Raw genomic sequence first — 16,549 nt, 5'->3', positions numbered from 1 at the left:
CCTGCTGTAGGTTGCGAGGAATCGGATGACCGCCCTGGGTATTGGACCCGACGCTCGGCGCCGGCTGTCGGCGCCGAGGATCGCTGAAATCGTAGCCGACGAACTGCGCCGTCAGATCATCGACGGCGAACTGGCCGACGGTGACCTGTTGCCGCGCCAGGAAGTGCTGGTCGACCAGTTCAAGGTGAGCCTGGTGTCGCTGCGCGAAGCCTTGCGGATCTTGGAGACCGAAGGCCTGGTGTCGGTGCGCCGGGGCAATCGCGGCGGCGCTGTGGTGCACGCACCGGCCAAGACCAGCGCTGCCTACATGCTCGGGTTGGTGTTGCAGAGCGAGAACGTCGCCGTCAGCGACCTGGGTGCGGCATTGCAGGAACTTGAACCGGCCTGTGCCGCCCTGGCCGCTCAACGACCGGACCGCGCCGACACCTTGGTGCCCGAGCTCAAACAGGTCAACGAGGCCATGGCCGAGAACCTCGAAGATGGACGGCAATTCACCGAAATCGGCCGCCAATTCCACAATCTCATTGTTCGCGGCTGCGGCAACCACACCATCATCGCCGTCGTCGGCAGCCTGGAAACCCTGTGGTCGAGCCACGAGCGACAGTGGGCCGACGAAAGCTCGGCGCGCGGCACCTATCCGTCGCTGGCCAAGCGACGCGCCGCACTGAATACCCACGTCAAGCTGACCGAGACGATCGCCGAGGGCGACGTGGACCGGGCCAGGCGCATCGCCGGCCGGCACCTCGCGGACACGCAAACCTACGTGCTGTCCGGCCGGCCCGAACAACGCATCCACGCGTTGTCGCCGCAGGCGATGTCACGACCACGGGACATCCGCCGGCCATAGGCCCGCGCTGAGGGAAACCCTTGACAACTCCACGGACCGCATTGGTTACCGGCGGCAGCGGGGGCATCGGAAAAGCCTGCGCCGCCAAGCTTTGTCAGCTGGGTTATGACGTGGTGGTGGCGGCACGCCGCGCCGCGCCGCTGCACGCGGCCGCCGAAGAGATCGGCGCCCGGCCGGTGGTGGCCGATGCGTCGGACCCGGACGGATTCGCCGCCGCGATAGCCGAACTGGACCGGATCGACCTTGTGGTGCACGCGGCCGGCACGCTGGGTGGAACATACGCGCGCAAACAGACTTTCGAGCAGTGGCGGGCCATCATCTCAGCCAATCTCGACTCCTGCTTCGTGGTGACGTCGGCCGTGCTGCCCCGCATGCGTCCGGGTTCGCGCTTGATCTTCATCTCCTCCTCGGCGGCCCACGAACCGATGATGGCGCGAACCGCCTACTCCGCGTCGAAGGCCGGCATGAACGCGTTCGCCCGCGCGCTCGCGATGGAAGTGGACCGCGACGGTATCGCCGTACACCTGGTCACCCCCGGCCCAGTGGAAACCGAGATGTTGCAGGATGTTCCGTTCGAGATGTACGCGATCCAGGCGTCCGACATCGCAGCGGCCGTGGCGTGGTTGGACACCGTCGACCCCTCGGTCGACCTGCCCGAAATCCGGCTCAGCGCGGTAGAACGCGGGCCCTTCGCCCGCCCACCGGTGGTGCCGACCGAAGCCCGCCGGCGCGCTATCGCACAGCGTGCGGAGAGTTCTTGATCACCGTCTCGCCGAACTCGGCCAGTGACGCCGGGGCGGCGAAATCGGCGAACCAGACATAGACGCGTTCCACGCCCTGGGTGGTCAGCCCCACGAAATGGGAGGTCAGTTCGTCGGCATCACCGCAGACCAGACCCACTCCGAGGTGACCGAACCGGCGCGTGCTGACCTCGCGCACGGTCGCCGGGTCGTCCCCCGTCCGCACGAAACCGACCATCTGCTGAACCGAGATCCGCGCAGAGCCCGCCGCATCGACCAGTCGCGGCAGCCGGTCGAGGTAGTTTGCCTGCAGGTTCCACCAATCCGCGTGCTCGGCAACCAGTTTCATCATCCGGCGACCGCTGCCGCCGAGCACCAGCGGAATCGGGTCGGTGGGCGTCGGCTGCTGCTCGCCGGACCAGTAGCGCTTGATGGCGGCCAGGTGGCGGCCGAGCTGTTCGACGCGGGCCACCGGATCTTGCTGACCCACCTTGAATTTGGTGAACTCAGCGGGCCAGGATCCCGAACCGAGACCGAGGTCGAAGCGGCCTTCGGACGCCGCGGACAACGTGACGGCTTGCTTGGCGAGCACCGCCGGATGCCGGAACGCGTCGCAGAGTACGAGGTGGCCGACCCGCAACCGACGCGTCCTGGCCGCCACCCAGGTGGCAATGCCCATTGCCTCCCAGATGTTTTCACCCGGCTGACCGGGGGCCTCGAGATGATCGATGAAGGCTATTCCGTCGAACCCGCTGGCTTCGGCCTGCAGGGCGCGCTCCGAAATATCGGCGACCGCCACCCGAACCTGCGGCAGGAACAGATACCACTCGACCATCCGACCACCTAAGCACGCACACGGCCGGCAGCGTTTGCGCGGCGGTGGCTAGTTTACTATTTTTATTATGTTAGGGGTCTTATGGATGTCGGTCTGACTTCAGAGCAGCTGTCGCTGCGCGACACCGTGCGTGCGATCCTGCGCGCCGAGTGTCCCGCCGACGCCGCCCGCCAGGCCGTCACGGATCCCGAGCGCTGGCGCGCCCTGTGGAAGACGGTAGTTGAGCTGGGCTGGACCGAACTCGCGACGCAGGATACCTCTGGCGACTTCGGTCCCGTCGAGCTGACGGTGATCCTTGAGGAGTGCGGTGCCGCCATCGCCCCGATCCCGCTGTTGAGCAGCGTTGGCCTGGCCGCGGGCGTGCTGCGTGCCATCGACCCGCCCGGCCACAACGGCGCGGCCCCGGTGCTGGCCGACATCGCGACCGGGACGGTCGCGACCCTGGCGGTGCACTCCCCCGGGCGGCGACTACCGGGTGTGCCGATGACGTTGCAGAACGGGCGGCTGCGCGGACGTGCCGCCGCCGTGCCGAACGTGGCGCGCGCCGAACTGATCGTCACAGTGGCCGAGTCGGACAACGGAACGGTGGCGGTTGTCGCGCGCACCGGTGACGGCGTCACGATCGCCACGGGCGAGTCGACCAACCCCGCCCAGCCCGGTGCCGATATCGAAGTGGACGCCGAGCCGGTAGCCGTCGCGTCGGTGGAATCCGTGGAGGCGGCCCTGGCGGCGCCGTTGGTGGCGGCCGCCGCCGATCTGGTCGGGGTGGCGAGCGCCGCCCTGCAGCGATCGGTGGAGCACGCCAGGACCCGACGGCAGTTCGGCGTTCCGATCGGCGCGTTTCAGGGCATCAAGCACGCGCTGGCGGACAACTACGTCAGCGTGGAGCGGGCCCGCAGCCTTACCTATGCCGCGGCGGCACGCCTGGAGCGTCCCGGGGCCGCCTGGACCACGGCGGCTTTGGCCAAAGCGGCCGCAGCCGACGCCGCGACCGCGTGCGCGCGCACCAACGTTCAGGTGCACGGCGCGCTCGGACAGACCTGGGAGCACGACGCACACCTCTACGTCCGGCACGCCTGGCAGCATGCCGCGCTGCTCGGCGACAGCCGCGCGCTGTATCACGAGGTGGGTCGCCGGTTCGCGGGAGACCCAAAATGAGTGATGCGGTAGCGGAATTCGGTGTGTGGTTGCGCGAGTTTCTGCCCGCCGACTACTACGAGCGCTACCGCGTCTACCGCTGGGACATTCCGCTTCGCCGCGACTATCAACGAGCGGCCTTCGAAGCCGGCTGGCTGCAGCCGACCTGGCCGCCCGAGCATGGCGGCCGCTCGCTGGGTTTGCGCGACGCGATGGAGATCCGCATCGAGGCCGCGCTGCGTTCGGCCCCCAAGCTGCCCAACGTCGCCGGGCCCGGTGTCGCCGCTCCGGGCATCCGCCGGTTCGGCACACCCGAACAGATCGAGCGGTTGCTGGTACCGCTACTGCGTGGTGACGAATGGTGGGCGCTGGGCATGTCCGAACCGGAAGCCGGGTCGGACTTCGCCGGGCTGCGCACCCGCGCCGAGCGCGACGGCGACGTCTTCCGGGTGAACGGCCACAAGATCTGGACCACCCAGGCGCATCTGTCGCGCTGGTGCACGCTCTATGCCCGCACCGATCCTGACGCGCCCAAACACCGCGGCATCTCGTGTCTGATCCTGGATCTGCAGTCGGCCGGGGTGCGCATCGAACCGATCCGGATGGCGTCGATTTCCGACGAGACCTTCTGCGAAGTCTTCCTCGATGACGTCGAAGTCCCGGTGGCCAACCTGCTGGGCCCGTACAACGGCGGCTGGACCGTCGCAATGTCCTCGTTGCAGCACGAACGCCAGATGATCTGGATCATGAACTGGGTCGAGATCAAACGCGGTCTGGACTCGATCAAGGGGACGGCCGACGCGGACATCTACGCGGAGCTGGGCTCGCTGCTCGCCGATGCCGAAGCGCTCCGGGCCACCGGTTACCGCGCCCTCAACAACGAACTCGCCGGCCGCCCCAGTCCCGAAGCCGACACCATGAAGCTTTTGGGATCGGTCACGCTGCAACGCGTTTGGGAATTGAGCGCGGCGGCGGCAGGCCCCGCGTCGACCGCAGACCCGGACCTGCTGTTCGAGCGCCAGGACGCCTTGGCCGCCACCATCTACGGCGGCACCTCCGAAGTTCAGCGCAACATCATCGCCGAGCGCGTGCTCGGGTTGCCGAAGGGATGACCAGGATGGATTACGACCTCGGCGACGACGCCGGCGAGCTGCGGCACCGGCTGCGGCAACTGATCGCCGAACACATACCCGCGGACTTCCTCGGCGCCTGCACCGACAATCCCGACGACCTGGCCACCACCGAATCATTCTGCAAGCTGCTGGCCGCCGAGGGGCTGCTCGCGCTGGCCTGGCCGAAAGAGCATGGCGGAGGCGGTGGTTCGATCTGGCAGCAGACCGTGCTGCGCGAGGAGATGTGGGCCAACTACGAACCTCGCGGCCCGCAGTACATGGGCATCAACTGGGTCGGCCCGGCGATCATGCGCCACGGTACGGCCGAGCAGAAGACCAAGCACCTGGCGGGAATCGCCTCCGGCGAGGTGATCTGGTGCCAGGGCTTCTCCGAGCCGGAAGCCGGAACCGACCTCGCCTCATTGCGCACCCGCGCGGTACGCGACGGCGACGGCTGGCGCATCACCGGCCAGAAGGTCTGGACGTCGTATGCCCGGATGGCGTCGTGGTGCGTGCTGGCGGCCTGCACCCATCCGGATGCGCCGAAGGCCAAGCGACTCAGTCTGTTTCTGATTCCGATGGACCGCCCGGGTTTCACCGTTCGCGGCATTCCGTCGATGCTGGGCCCGCATCACCTCAACGAGGTGTTCCTCGACGATCTGCAGGCCTTCGACGAAGACATCCTGGGTGAGCCCGGCGACGGCTGGCGGGTGATGCGGGAAGCGCTGGCTTTCGAGCGCGTCGGCATCGCTCGCTACGCGCGCTGCGAGTCATTGCTGGACCGGATGCAGACCGAGCTCGGGGACGACTGGGACCGGCTGCCCGAATCCATCCGCACCCGGTGGGTGCGGGCGCTGGCCGACCTGCGGGTGGCCCGGCTGATGGCTTACCGGGCGGTGTCGCTGCAGGATGACCCGGCGGCCGGGGCGGCGGCCAGTGCGGCGCGCATCGCCACGACAACCTGCGATCAACAGGTCGCCGAGCTGCTCTTCGATGTGCTGGGGCCGACGGCACTGGACAGCGGCAAGTCCGCCGCGTTGTACGGGGCCGTGGACGACCATTGGCGGTACGCGCAGGCGGCCACCGTGGCGTCGGGCACCATCGAGGTACAACGGATGATGGTGGCCCGTGACGTGTTGGGAGAGCACCGGTGAATACCGAACTGCCACAAGACATCAGCGATTTCGCGGCGGTCTCGGCCAAGCGGTTGGCCCGGCTGGGTGGGCCGCCGGCGGCGCTGCGCGCGGAGAGCGACGACAGCGTGCGGGATGCGGCCGGCGATGCCCTGCGCGCGCTCGGCGCATTCGAACTCGACGTCCGGTCGGGGTCCGACGATCTGTTGGCCGCCGCGGTGCTATGTCAATCCGCCGGTGCGACGGCATTGCCGTATCCGCTCGTCGAGGAACTGCTGGCGATCGACGGCGCACGGCTGAGCTTGGTGAATCCCGAGGCTCCGCGCATCGATCACGGCGACCTGCCCGGTAGTTGGATCGCCGCCGACGTCGACGGCAACCGCTATCGGGTACAGCCCGGTGCCCGGCAAGGCGCCAAACTGGGCCCCTTCCTCATACCGGCCACGTTGTCGGCACCCGAGGCGACCGTGCCGTTCGCTGACGTTAATCTTCATCTCGTGCTGGGATCGTGGCGGATTCTGGGGGCCGTGCAACAGGCGCTGCACATCACCACCGAGCATGTGCGGGCGCGGGTGCAGTTCGGCAAGCCGCTGGCCGACTTCCAGGCCGTACGGTTCGCGGTGGCGGATGCCGCCGTCGCGGTGCGCGGGCTCCATGAGCTGGCGAAGTACACCCTGTGCCGGCCGGAATCGCTGCCCGTGCAAGTGCTTTCGGCGGACGCTCTGGTGCTGCGGCTCAAGGCGGCCGATACCGCTCGCCAGGTGCTGCGCACCGCGCATCAGTTGCTCGGAGCGCTGGGCTTCTGCGATGAGTCCGACGTGAGCGTGCTGGACCGCCATACCCAACCGCTGATCCGCTTGCCGTTGGGCCCGGAGGCGCTCAGCCTGCGACTGGTACCCGATGTACGCGATGGATACTTCGAGACGTTGTTCAGCCGGCGGGTGCCCGCGTGAGCACGCAGCCAGCCACCGCAGACCTCAACCCCGATCCGTTCGCGGATGGGGTTCCGTTCGGCGCCAAGCTGCGACAGTTGGCCGAACAACAGCGTGACGATCCGGGGGTCACCGTCGTCGCGCTGGACGGCACCGCGCAGGCCCTCACCTTCGGTGAGCTCGATGCCCGGGCGAACCAATGGGGACGGGCACTGGCTGCCCGTGGCGCGCAGACCGGTTCAATGGTGGCATTGGCGATCCAGAACTCGGTGCACCTCGTGTTGGCCACGCTCGGATGTTGGAAGATCGGCGCTGTTCCCATCCCGATGCATTGGGATCTGCCCGAGTGGGAACGCGAGCGGGTGCGCGCGGTCATCGATCCCGCGGTGGTGGTCGACGACACCAGCCGCTGGGAGTTGGACGCGCTGGCGGCCACGCAATCCGAAAGTCCGCTGCCCACAGCCGTTTCCCCGACCGCCAACGGCATTTGCTCCAGTGGCTCAACCGGGGTGCCGAAGGTGATCCTGAACCTGGCTCCGTCATTGTGGATTCCGCAGCAGGGCGAACCCTTCCTGGCCAACTGGACGCCGGTGCCCAAACCGCAGATCATCATGGTGCCTGCGCCGATGTATCACACGAACGGCTTCGCCACCCTGCTCATGCTGCTCAGCGGCGATCACCTGGTAATCCTGGAGAAGTTCGACGCCGCGCTGTTCGTCGACACCATCGAGCGCTACCGGATCACCAACTTCACCGCCACGCCCACAATGCTCGCCCGGGTCGCCGCGCTGCCCGACATCCGCGAGCGCGACCTGTCCAGCATCGTGTTCATCCTGCAGGGCGCCGCGGTGATGCCGCCGTCGCTGTTGCGGACCTGGTTCGAGTTGCTCAGTCCCGAGCAGATCGTCACGGCCTACGGCATGACCGAGAATCTCGGGCTGACCGCGCTGCGTGGCGACGAGTGGCTCACCCACCCCGGCAGTGTGGGCCGCGGCTTCCGGGACACCGAAATCCGGATCCTGGATGCCGACAAGAAGCCGCTCGGCCCGGGCGAAGACGGTGATATCTATCTGCGCGCACCGATGAGCGCGGGATACCGCTATCTTGGTGGCGCGCCGCCATTGCCGTCGACCGAGGACGGTTTTCGCTCCGCGGGCGACATCGGCCACCTCGACGAAGACGGCTTTCTCTACCTGGTAGACCGCCGCGCCGACATGATCGTCAGCGGTGGCGCCAATATCTTTCCCGCGGAGGTGGAATCGGCGCTGTCTGGGCATCCCGACATCGCCGACGTCGTCGTCATCGGCCTGTCCGACCCGCACTGGGGACGACGCGTGCACGCCGTGGTGCAAGCCGCCGGTCCGCTGACCGACCAGCAGGTAATCGAATACGCCAAGGGCAGGCTCGCTCCCTACAAGGTGCCCAAGACGGTCGAATTCGTCGACGCGATCCCCCGCACGGCGGCGACCAAGGTCAACCGGTCGGCGATGATCGCAGCACGCGGCGGGTAGGTCTCAACTCCGCGAATTACGTTCGGCGCGTTTGGTGTGCGCGAACCCGTCGGCGATCGACGCGGCCAGTTCGAGGAATGCCTGGCGTGTCTTACTGGCCATCAGGTCCAGCACGATCTCTGAACCCTGCGCCAGGTGATCGTCGAACGGGATCACATGCACGGCGCGGATGCGGGTGAGGAACTGCGCGGCCAGCTTGTCCAGGTCCACCGATGACTTGCCTGGACGTGCGGCACTGATGACGACGGTCGCATTCGGCACCAAGTGACCGCGTCCGTGATGCTCCAGCCAATCCAATGTCGCCAGCGCGCTGCGTGCCGCGTCGATGGCCGGCGACGCCACCAACACAATCGCATCGGCTTCGTCCAATACGCTCTCCATCGCCGAGTGCACCAGTCCGGTGCCGCAGTCGGTGAGGATCAGGTTGTAGAACCGCTGCAACAGCCGGATCACCACCCGGTAATCGGCGTCGGAGAACGCCTCCGAGGTAGCCGGATCACGTTCGGAGGCAAGGATTTCCAGGCGACTCGTACTCTGCGATGTGTGCCGCCGAATGTCTGAGTAGCGAAAGATGTTGTCGTCGAGCAATAAATCCCGAACGGTGGACCGGCTCTGGTCGGGTCCGCGCTGGGCCAGGGTACCGAAATCGGGGTTCGCGTCGACTGCAATAACCCGGTCGCCGCGGATGGCGGCGAACGTAGACCCCAACCCAACCGTCGTGGTGGTCTTACCGACGCCGCCCTTCATCGACAACACCGCGATGCTGTAGTCACCCCGCACCGGCTGACTCACCCTGGCGATCAGCTTCTGGCGGGTGTTCTCCTGCTCGGACTCCTTGGGGTTGAGCCCGGTGACTCGGTGCACCACCTTGCGCCACCCGCTCTGCGGAAGTGGGCGCACCCGACGCACCAGGCCCAGGTCGGTGTGCGACGGCATCCGCGGATCGTGCACACCCTGATGTTGCGGCGGCGCGCTAGGGGCGGCGGTGGTGAAGGGCGTTGAGACCGGCTGCGGTGCAGGCTGATTCAACCGTGGATCGAGCTGCGGCGGGGTGGGTAGCGCCGGCGGGACGGGTCGCGGCGCGGGCGGGGGCGCGGCGCGTGCGGGCGGTGGAGGCCCGGGCACGGGGGCCGTTGCTTCGGCCGCTGCTGGGCGCCCGGGTATCGGGGCCGGGCGCACCGGCGGCTGGGCCGGTGCGTCGGGCGCAACCGCAGCGGCCGTCGGGACGGGCGGCACGTCGATCACCCGGGTCCCCGCGGTTGACGGGCTTGGCCGCTCCGCGGGCGGCGGCACCTCGTCGGCGCCGGCGTGCTCGGTCCCCTTGGCTTGCGTGGCCCCCTCGGCGAGCACAGCCTCTTCGGCAAGCTTGGCCTGGATTTGCGCCACCGGGATCGGGTTGGTGTCCGCGTCGCTGCTGCGTTTGAAAGCCGTTACGGGCCTTGGGGTCTCGGCGTTGTCCACTATCGCGTTCTCGAGCTCAACTGGCGGGATGACATACCCAGTACATTTTCCAGAGCGGCGCGCATGTCGCCGACCTCGATGCGCATCAACTCCGCTTCATCGAGGTCCTCGACGCTGACGTCCGGACGTTCGCTCAGCCGATACTCGCGCTCCTCTTCGGCCGTCTCGATCACGTTTCGGACGAACCGCCCGTTGCCGACCAGGTCGATATCGCGCCGGAGCTGGCCGGATTCGTCCACGGACTCGCTGTGGTAGAGCCGTGTGCAGGCGGCGACCAGTTCGTCATACGCCTGCTGGGTCAACTCCGAGTCGCGGGTCTTGGCGATCAGCCGGCCGATGTCGCCCAGCTCGGTCGGGTTGTAGGACGCGAACCGGATGCGCTTGGTGAATCGGGAGGCCATCCCCTCGTTGGCGGCCAGGAAGCGGTCAATCTCGGCGTCGTATCCGGCGATGATCACCACCAGCCGGTCGCGGTCATTCTCCATGCGGGCCAGCAGGGTGTCCACTGCCTCGCGGCCGAAGGCGTCGCCACCGGCCAGTCCCGTTTGGATCAGGGTGTACGCCTCGTCGATGAACAGCACCCCGTCCATCGCCGAGTCGATCAGCGCGGAGGTCTTGATCGCCGTGCTGCCCAGGTGCTCGCCGACGAAATCACTGCGCTTGGCCTCGATCACCGCTGGCGTCTTGAGCAGTCCCAGCCCGCAATAGACCTGAGCGACCACCCGGGCGATTGTGGTCTTGCCGGTGCCCGGCGGCCCGGTGAACACCAGGTGCAGGCTGCGGGCGGCGGCGCTGAGCCCCTTGCCTTCGCGGACCTTGGCCAACTTGGCGGCCGACCGCAGTTTGGCCACCTGCAGTTTGACGTCGGTCAGCCCGATCTGCCGGTCCAGCTCCAGCGCGGCGGCCCGCAGGTACTCGTTGCCGCGCTCGTGAAGGCTGTCGGCGTCCAGATCGCGGGCACTGCGCGCGGTGGCCGGATCCCACTTGTCGGTGCGCGAATCGATGTCTTCCCGGGTGCTGATGATGAGGCGGTACTTCGGGTCATGCAGCGCCGCGGCATTCGCTTCGAATCCGGGCTCTTCGCTATAGATCCGTTCGAAGATGGTTCTGGCCTCGGCTTCTTTGCCCATTTCGCGCAGCGTCAGGCCCTTGCAGAACTCGGCCGCGCGGCTTGCGCCCGGGATCGGCCCGTCGATCGCCTGGTCCAAGCGGCGGATACCTTCGCCGAACAACCCCATCTGCGCGCAGGCGGACCCCACCATCAGATGCGCTCCGGCGCTGATGTACTCGTCCCGGAACGAAGACGAATTCGCCAGCGCAGCAAGGACATCCGGCCAGCGCTGGGTGGTGAAATGCAGCACCGCCCGGACATAGGCGCAAATCTCGGCGGATTCGGAGTCGCCATCGGGCATGGAGCGGCGCATGGTGTCCAGCTCGTCGAGCACCCGCTCGGCCTCCGCGTAGTCCTTGCCCGCGATCAAGCTCGCCGCATACGCCAGCCACACCTCGGTCAGGGTGCTCAGCGTGTAATCCAGGTACAGCCCCGTCTGGAACCGGCCACACAACGCGTGCCGCGCCAAACCGAGGCGGCGCTGTTCGCGGTTGAGGTTCTCCTTGCTGGTCCGCCAGAGGTGGTAGAGCACCTCGCTGCTGGTGTCGCCGGCCGCCGCGCGCCCCAACCAGGCGTCGCTCATCTGCGGGTCGTGTTCGGTGGCACGTTTGAACGCCAACGCCGCGTACTGCACGTCGCGGTCGGTCTCCAACCCCTCGATCGGGATTCCCAGTGACAGCACGCCCGCGTCGAAGACCCGCTGCGCGTCCCTGGTGCCAGGCATGTGCTCCGTGTCCTTACTGCTAGTCCTGCTAGTCCCGGCGCCACGGGAGTTCGCGCCGCAAAAAATTGGGTCCGCTGCCGGGTGCGGCCGCGAGGCGAATTCACGTCCCTTTCCCCCAAGTTGTAGCGGTAGAAAGTTATTGTACCGATCCGACGAGTTTCATTACCGCGCCAAATCTCAGACGAAAATGAGGACAGCCGGCGACGGGTGGAGGTCCTACATGCCGCAACAACAACCGGTTCGATCCCGCTCCGGGACCATCGCCGTCGTCACCACCGAGCGCGGCCTGCCGACGGCCCTGAAGATCGACCGCAGCGAACTCGACCGGCCGCCCCAGGAACTGGCGAACGACATCCTGGCGCTGTGCCGGCTGTCGGCGATGCGGGCGCAGGTGGCCTATCGCCGGGAGCTGGTCGGCCGGGGGTTCACCGCGTCGGTGATCCGCGAACTCGGCCTGCCGACCGAGGAGGATCTCGCCCAGGCCGAGGAGGCACTGCTCGGTGACGACGACGAAGCCCCACCGACCTGGATGAGGTCGGTATGACCAGCCTGGCGCAATCGGTGATCGCGCGGGCCATCAAGCAACGCGATCTCCTGCAGTCGATGACCGAACAGTCCAGGACCATCACCGCTCGGGTGACCAGCCGCGACCGGGCGGTCAGCGCCGAGGTCGACGGGCTCGGACAGCTGACCGGTCTGTGGCTGGGGGCGGCTGCCGGTCGCCTTGACCCCGACGCCCTGGCCACCCTGATCGTCGAAACCGCGCAAGCCGCGGCCAAGGTCGCCGCCGAGCGGTACAACTTCCTGCTCAAGGAATTCACCGCCCGCATGGCCGAGCTGCAGAAGGCTCCGCTGGTGCGTTCTGACGGCACCATCGTCGAGCCGGAATAAATAAATTGTGCTTATTGCACACACGTAAATCGCGGTGATCTTGAAAGTCTGCTTAAAATCCGTGCAGTTTATTACCGGCGGGGGCCCTTATGGTGGAAAGACCAGCGTAAGCCGCAGGCAGGGCGGGATTTCTGGGGGAAAGAAGCAGCACATGACATTCGCAATGCAACCCGACTTCATGCAGGGGCTCGTCGCGGCTCAAGAGGCGGCGTGTACGGCAATCACGTCCGCGTTCAGCACCGTCACCCCGGCGCAGTTGAGTTCGTTCTCCATGGCGTTGGGACCGATCGCGGCGGCGAACATGATTCCGGCGATGTACGAGTCGACGGCGAACAACGTGATGAGCGGCATGCTGACGGCGACCAACCACGCGCTGTTGGGTGTGGCCACGCACGTGTCGGACGCGGCGCACGCCGCCGCCGACGCCGTCACCGGCGTCTAGGCCGTACGCCATGGGAACCACTGACCCTGCCGCGGACGCAGGGTTACCCGGCCAGTTTGACCCGGCGGCGGGCTTCGACCACCAGCCTGTGATCAATCAACTGGAGAACGATCTGCAAGCCTGGCTCAACCGGCCGGTGCAGGACATTTTGAACCAGTTCAATCTGGGCCAACTGCCCACCGGCGGGCCGGAGTTCGGTGATCTCGGCGGCGAAGGCATTCCCGCGGAGTTCGCCGGCGCCCAAGGGCCGGGCGGCATGGGCAGCAACTTCGCCAGCGGGTTGCTCAAGCCGGTCACTGACATGCTCGGCACGCTGGGTCCTGGCGTTTTCCAGGGCATGAATCCGACGCAGATGTTCGGTGGCGTCACCCAGGCGTTCCAGCAAGCCGCCGGCGGGCTGCAGCAATCGTTAGGCCAGATGATGGGCGGCATGGGCGGCCAGGGCTGGTCGGGTGCCGGCGCGACCGCGGCAGCGGCAAAGACCGGCGAGACGCTGGCCAACGGTGCCGCTGTCGGTGCGCAGGGAACCGCGCTGGGCGGCGAATTCACCGCCGCCGCAGCCAATGTCGAGCAAGGCCAGGCGCGGCTGATCGAGATTCTGACCCAGTGCCAGAACGAACTCGAGGCGCTGGCGGCCGGTCTGCCGTGGACCGCGCCGAACATGGTCGAGTCCGCGTCGCGCGCCAGCGCGCTGGCGACCGAGTGCATCACCGAGCTGGAAAGCACGCTCACCAGCCAGGCGGCGGCCACCACCGCCACCGGAGCCCCCATCGCGGTCACCCAGGGACCCGAGATGGCGATGGGCATGCTCGGCCCGATGCTGTCGGTGGGAATGAGCATGATCGGCCCCGCCCTACAGGCGGGCATGATGCCGCTGACGATGGGCGTCCAGGCCGGGACGCAGGCCCTGCAGGCGGGCATGCAGGCGGGCACCAGTCTGGCTTCCGGCCTGGGTCAGGCGGCGCAGGGAGCGGGTGCCGCCGGGCCGGCGTCGGCGCTGGGCCACACCGGCCGGATGGTCAGCGCGGCACATCCCAGCGGTGGCGGGCATGGCGGTGGCGGTGCCGCGGCGACGACGCCGGCCCGGATGATGCCTTCGTCGCCGCTGGTCCAGAACGAGAACAACGCCGCCGCCGCAGTGGCCCGCACCGCGATGGCGCGCCCGTCCGGCGGCGCGGCCGGGATAGCCGGGGCGGGAATGATGGCCCCCGGCGCGGCGGGCTACGGCGCGCAAGGCGGCAAGGCGGGTGCCAGCGGCAGCCACACGTCCGCGGCGTTCCTGCACACGACCGATCAGGGCGGCGAGATCGTAGGTGATCTCGGCCACGCCAGTCCGCCCGTAATCGGCGACACCGCAATAGATCCCGACGACAGCCCTGACGTCAAACTTCGAATCTAGGAGCACCGATATGACCGAGTACAACCGACTGTCGATCCGGCCCGACGAGGTCACCGAGGTCACCCGGCAACTCGACGAGCTCGCCGGCCGCATGCAACGCGTGATCCAGACCGAGACGCCCAACCTCACGACCATCGCCTCGGGTCAGGATGAGGTGTCGCAACGGGTCGCCCACACCCTCAACGAGGTGCTCGGTTCGTTCACCAAAGCCTCCGACCAGGGCGCCACCGAGATACACGAGGTATCCGCCGCAATGCGTTCGCATGCCGGACGTATCGCCGAAACGGACTTGGCGGACTGAGCGCGCCAATCACGTCGACACAGCGCTGAGGAAACGAAAGGGGGGCCACGGTAATGGGATTCACGAATGTCGTATGGGAATCGCGCAGCACTGAGCAGCTGGCGCGCGACCTGACCGAGGGCCCCGGGCCCTCGTCGGTGGGTGAAGCCGGTGCCGCGTGGATTCGGGTGGCCAACGAGTTCGCCAAGATCTCCGCGGACTACGACCGGATCATCGAGAGCGTTCGAAATTCGTGGGAGAGCAACGCCTCCGAAGCTGTGGTGGGCAGACTCGAAGCGTTCGGCAAGTGGCTGCAGGCGGCGAGCCTGAGCGCGGCCGCGAACGGACGACGGGCCGAGGAAGCCGCGGTGGCCAACACGGTCGCAATCCTGTCGATGCCGAGCGTGTCCGAAGCCATCGAAGCCAAAGCCGCACAAGACATGATGGCTTCGTTGTCGGCGTACAACGGCGCGGTGCTGCAGGGCAGTTTCGCCGAGTTCGAGGAGGCCGCGTCGGCCCAGCAGGCCGATGCCGCTGCGGTGATGAGTCGCTACGAGGACGCCGTCGGCGAATTGGCTCAACCGTGGGAACAGCCGGTGCCCCCGCAGATCGTCAACGGCGCCGCCATCAAAGCCGAAAAGGACGGGAAGTCCGGCGGTGGGTCACACGGGGGCGGCGGAGGCGGTGGTGCGGCACCGCGGCAGCTTTCGCCCATGCTGGCCACACCCGTCAAAGGGAGCCAAGACGCCAAGGAGCTGAAGAAGACCAGCTTCTCCTCCAATGGGTCCGGCGGCGGCGGGATGGGCCGTGGCGCAGGCGGTTACGCGCCGATGGCCGGTCACCGCCGCGAGGGCGGCGGCCAATCCTACGAGTCCTTCCGCGAGGCGGAGCCGCTCGAAGGGGCCGGAGAGCCCGGCGCCGGCCTGTCCGACGGCGGCCAATCCTGGTTGCCCGCGGCAGCGCAGAGTGACGCTCCGTTCACCGTCTCCCACGTGAGCTGGGGCCCGACCACCGCGATCTTCGATGACCTGGCCGTGCCGGAGCCGCAGCAGGTGGAGGGCTTCGCCGAGGAACCGGAGCGCACGCTGCAGCAAGTTTCCGACCGCTGGGTATCGCCGCCGGTAATCGGCGCCGAGCAGGAGGTGAGCCTGTGACGACCGCGGTCCAAACCGGTTTCACCCTCACCGAGGACGAGCTGCAAGTCGTCGGGTCGCGGATCGGCGTTCACGAGTTTCCGACGGTGCTGGACGTGCGGCCGCGCAACGACACCGTGGATGGCCTCGAGGCGGCGTTCGACGCGGCCACCCGCAGCCTGGTTTCGCGCGGCCTGATCGCCGACGGGGTGATCGAACCGGACCTGGTGCCGATCCTGCGGGCGTTGCACCGCCCGGACCGCGAACTCGCGATGCGCCTGGTCACCCCCGACGGTATCGCCAGGGTATGCGTAATCCGTTGTGGCGCATTGGGTGTGGCGGCTCGGCGGGTAGGCAACGAGATCGCGTTGCAGGTCGCCGAGGGATCGGCCGGGCTGGCCTGGGCCGGCCAGGCCCTGATCGGCCGGCTCCCCCGGTCCGAGGCCGCGCAGGTGACACCGGTGGGTGCACCGACGGAGTTGGTGAGCCGAAACCTGCTGGGAACTCACGATGCAGCGCAGCTGGCCGATCGGGTGCGGGCCATGGGCGCTGAGCCGCGCGCGGCGATGGTGCTGGGGTCCGCGCTGTCGTCTCGAATGGCGTTCGCCGAAGTCGTCTACTACGCCCTGTGTACCGATCAGGACCGCATCTCGCGGCAACCGGCAGCGGTAGGGGTGTTCTACACCAGGAGGGGACGAATCGTGGGCGCGCCGAGCGCTTCGCCGAGCGGGCAACTGTGGACGACGTTGAAGCCGGGCTCGGATCACGCGATCGGCCAAGCGATCGGTCAACTTGTCGAGTTGTCGACAGACCAATGGGAGGCGTCATTGGTTTAGCACGGTACTGCGCAGAAATCAGACC

17 protein-coding genes and 1 pseudogene are annotated in these 16,549 nt (G+C 67.7%); 15 read left to right on the top strand and 3 right to left on the bottom strand.

Annotation, left to right across the window (positions count from 1 at the left end; genetic code table 11):
- The first annotated feature begins 25 nt into the window (after positions 1–25).
- The gene (locus BN972_RS12570) at positions 26–847 is read left to right on the top strand and encodes a FadR/GntR family transcriptional regulator (RefSeq protein WP_036358221.1); all 822 of its coding nucleotides are present in this window, start codon (positions 26–28) and stop codon (positions 845–847) included.
- 20 nt (positions 848–867) lie between these two features.
- Positions 868–1,608, top strand: coding sequence for an SDR family oxidoreductase (locus BN972_RS12565; protein WP_036358218.1), 741 nt, complete (start codon positions 868–870; stop codon positions 1,606–1,608).
- Here BN972_RS12565 and BN972_RS12560 read toward each other — a convergent pair.
- On the bottom strand, positions 1,580–2,422 hold the full coding sequence (locus BN972_RS12560; RefSeq protein WP_036358214.1) for an LLM class flavin-dependent oxidoreductase: 843 nt from the start codon (positions 2,420–2,422) through the stop codon (positions 1,580–1,582). The two genes, BN972_RS12565 and BN972_RS12560, sit on opposite strands and share 29 nt — an antisense overlap.
- A gap of 81 nt (positions 2,423–2,503) precedes the next feature.
- On the opposite strand from BN972_RS12560, the gene BN972_RS12555 reads away from it, so the two are divergent.
- The 6 genes and pseudogenes from BN972_RS12555 (at position 2,504) to BN972_RS12535 (ending at position 8,247) form a co-directional block, all read left to right on the top strand.
- On the top strand, positions 2,504–3,580 hold the full coding sequence (locus tag BN972_RS12555) for an acyl-CoA dehydrogenase family protein (protein WP_036358210.1): 1,077 nt from the start codon (positions 2,504–2,506) through the stop codon (positions 3,578–3,580).
- A pseudogene (locus BN972_RS31360) lies at positions 3,577–4,200 on the top strand (acyl-CoA dehydrogenase family protein); the annotation flags it as partial. The gene BN972_RS12555 and the pseudogene BN972_RS31360, both read left to right, overlap by 4 nt.
- A gap of 21 nt (positions 4,201–4,221) precedes the next feature.
- Positions 4,222–4,671 carry an acyl-CoA dehydrogenase family protein gene (locus BN972_RS31355; protein ID WP_455709862.1) on the top strand — a complete coding sequence of 150 codons (450 nt, stop codon included), beginning with the start codon at positions 4,222–4,224 and terminating at the stop codon, positions 4,669–4,671.
- On the top strand, positions 4,668–5,825 hold the full coding sequence (locus BN972_RS12545; RefSeq protein WP_172831150.1) for an acyl-CoA dehydrogenase family protein: 1,158 nt from the start codon (positions 4,668–4,670) through the stop codon (positions 5,823–5,825). Before BN972_RS31355 ends, BN972_RS12545 begins: the two co-directional genes overlap by 4 nt.
- The gene (locus BN972_RS12540) at positions 5,822–6,757 is read left to right on the top strand and encodes an acyl-CoA dehydrogenase family protein (protein ID WP_036358204.1); all 936 of its coding nucleotides are present in this window, start codon (positions 5,822–5,824) and stop codon (positions 6,755–6,757) included. Before BN972_RS12545 ends, BN972_RS12540 begins: the two co-directional genes overlap by 4 nt.
- Entirely contained in the window at positions 6,754–8,247 is a 1,494-nt protein-coding gene (locus BN972_RS12535) for a class I adenylate-forming enzyme family protein (protein WP_036358201.1), read from the top strand. Before BN972_RS12540 ends, BN972_RS12535 begins: the two co-directional genes overlap by 4 nt.
- 3 nt (positions 8,248–8,250) lie before the next feature.
- Here the strand turns inward: BN972_RS12535 and BN972_RS31190 are convergent, their stop codons facing one another.
- Both BN972_RS31190 and eccA read right to left on the bottom strand, forming a co-directional pair.
- The gene (locus BN972_RS31190; RefSeq protein ID WP_051545418.1) at positions 8,251–9,708 is read right to left on the bottom strand and encodes a MinD/ParA family ATP-binding protein; all 1,458 of its coding nucleotides are present in this window, start codon (positions 9,706–9,708) and stop codon (positions 8,251–8,253) included.
- Entirely contained in the window at positions 9,708–11,543 is a 1,836-nt protein-coding gene (eccA, locus tag BN972_RS12525) for a type VII secretion AAA-ATPase EccA (RefSeq protein WP_036358198.1), read from the bottom strand. Before eccA ends, BN972_RS31190 begins: the two co-directional genes overlap by 1 nt.
- Positions 11,544–11,763: 220 nt before the next feature.
- On the opposite strand from eccA, the gene BN972_RS12520 reads away from it, so the two are divergent.
- The 7 genes from BN972_RS12520 (at position 11,764) to BN972_RS12490 (ending at position 16,524) form a co-directional block, all read left to right on the top strand.
- Positions 11,764–12,087 carry a hypothetical protein gene (locus BN972_RS12520; RefSeq protein WP_036358194.1) on the top strand — a complete coding sequence of 108 codons (324 nt, stop codon included), beginning with the start codon at positions 11,764–11,766 and terminating at the stop codon, positions 12,085–12,087.
- Positions 12,084–12,434, top strand: a complete 351-nt coding sequence (locus tag BN972_RS12515; protein WP_036358190.1) for a YbaB/EbfC family nucleoid-associated protein — start codon at positions 12,084–12,086, stop codon at positions 12,432–12,434. Before BN972_RS12520 ends, BN972_RS12515 begins: the two co-directional genes overlap by 4 nt.
- Before the next feature lie 151 nt (positions 12,435–12,585).
- A complete protein-coding gene (locus tag BN972_RS12510; protein WP_051545417.1) occupies positions 12,586–12,876 on the top strand; it encodes a hypothetical protein in 291 nt (96 codons plus the stop codon).
- A 10-nt stretch (positions 12,877–12,886) separates the two neighbouring features.
- A complete protein-coding gene (locus BN972_RS12505) occupies positions 12,887–14,275 on the top strand; it encodes a hypothetical protein (RefSeq protein ID WP_080696825.1) in 1,389 nt (462 codons plus the stop codon).
- A gap of 10 nt (positions 14,276–14,285) precedes the next feature.
- On the top strand, positions 14,286–14,576 hold the full coding sequence (locus BN972_RS12500; protein WP_036358185.1) for a PE family protein: 291 nt from the start codon (positions 14,286–14,288) through the stop codon (positions 14,574–14,576).
- Positions 14,577–14,629: 53 nt separating this feature from the next.
- Entirely contained in the window at positions 14,630–15,709 is a 1,080-nt protein-coding gene (locus BN972_RS12495; RefSeq protein ID WP_036358182.1) for a PPE domain-containing protein, read from the top strand.
- Entirely contained in the window at positions 15,706–16,524 is an 819-nt protein-coding gene (locus tag BN972_RS12490) for an ESX secretion-associated protein EspG (protein WP_036358179.1), read from the top strand. The genes BN972_RS12495 and BN972_RS12490 overlap by 4 nt, the downstream gene beginning before the upstream one ends.
- Positions 16,525–16,549 lie beyond the last annotated feature (25 nt).

This window comes from Mycobacterium asiaticum DSM 44297 (assembly GCF_000613245.1).
Classification (GTDB): Bacteria; Actinomycetota; Actinomycetes; order Mycobacteriales; family Mycobacteriaceae; genus Mycobacterium; species Mycobacterium asiaticum.
The sequence above is the reverse complement of the archived record's forward strand: the minus strand, read 5'-3'. Positions and strand labels throughout refer to the sequence as shown.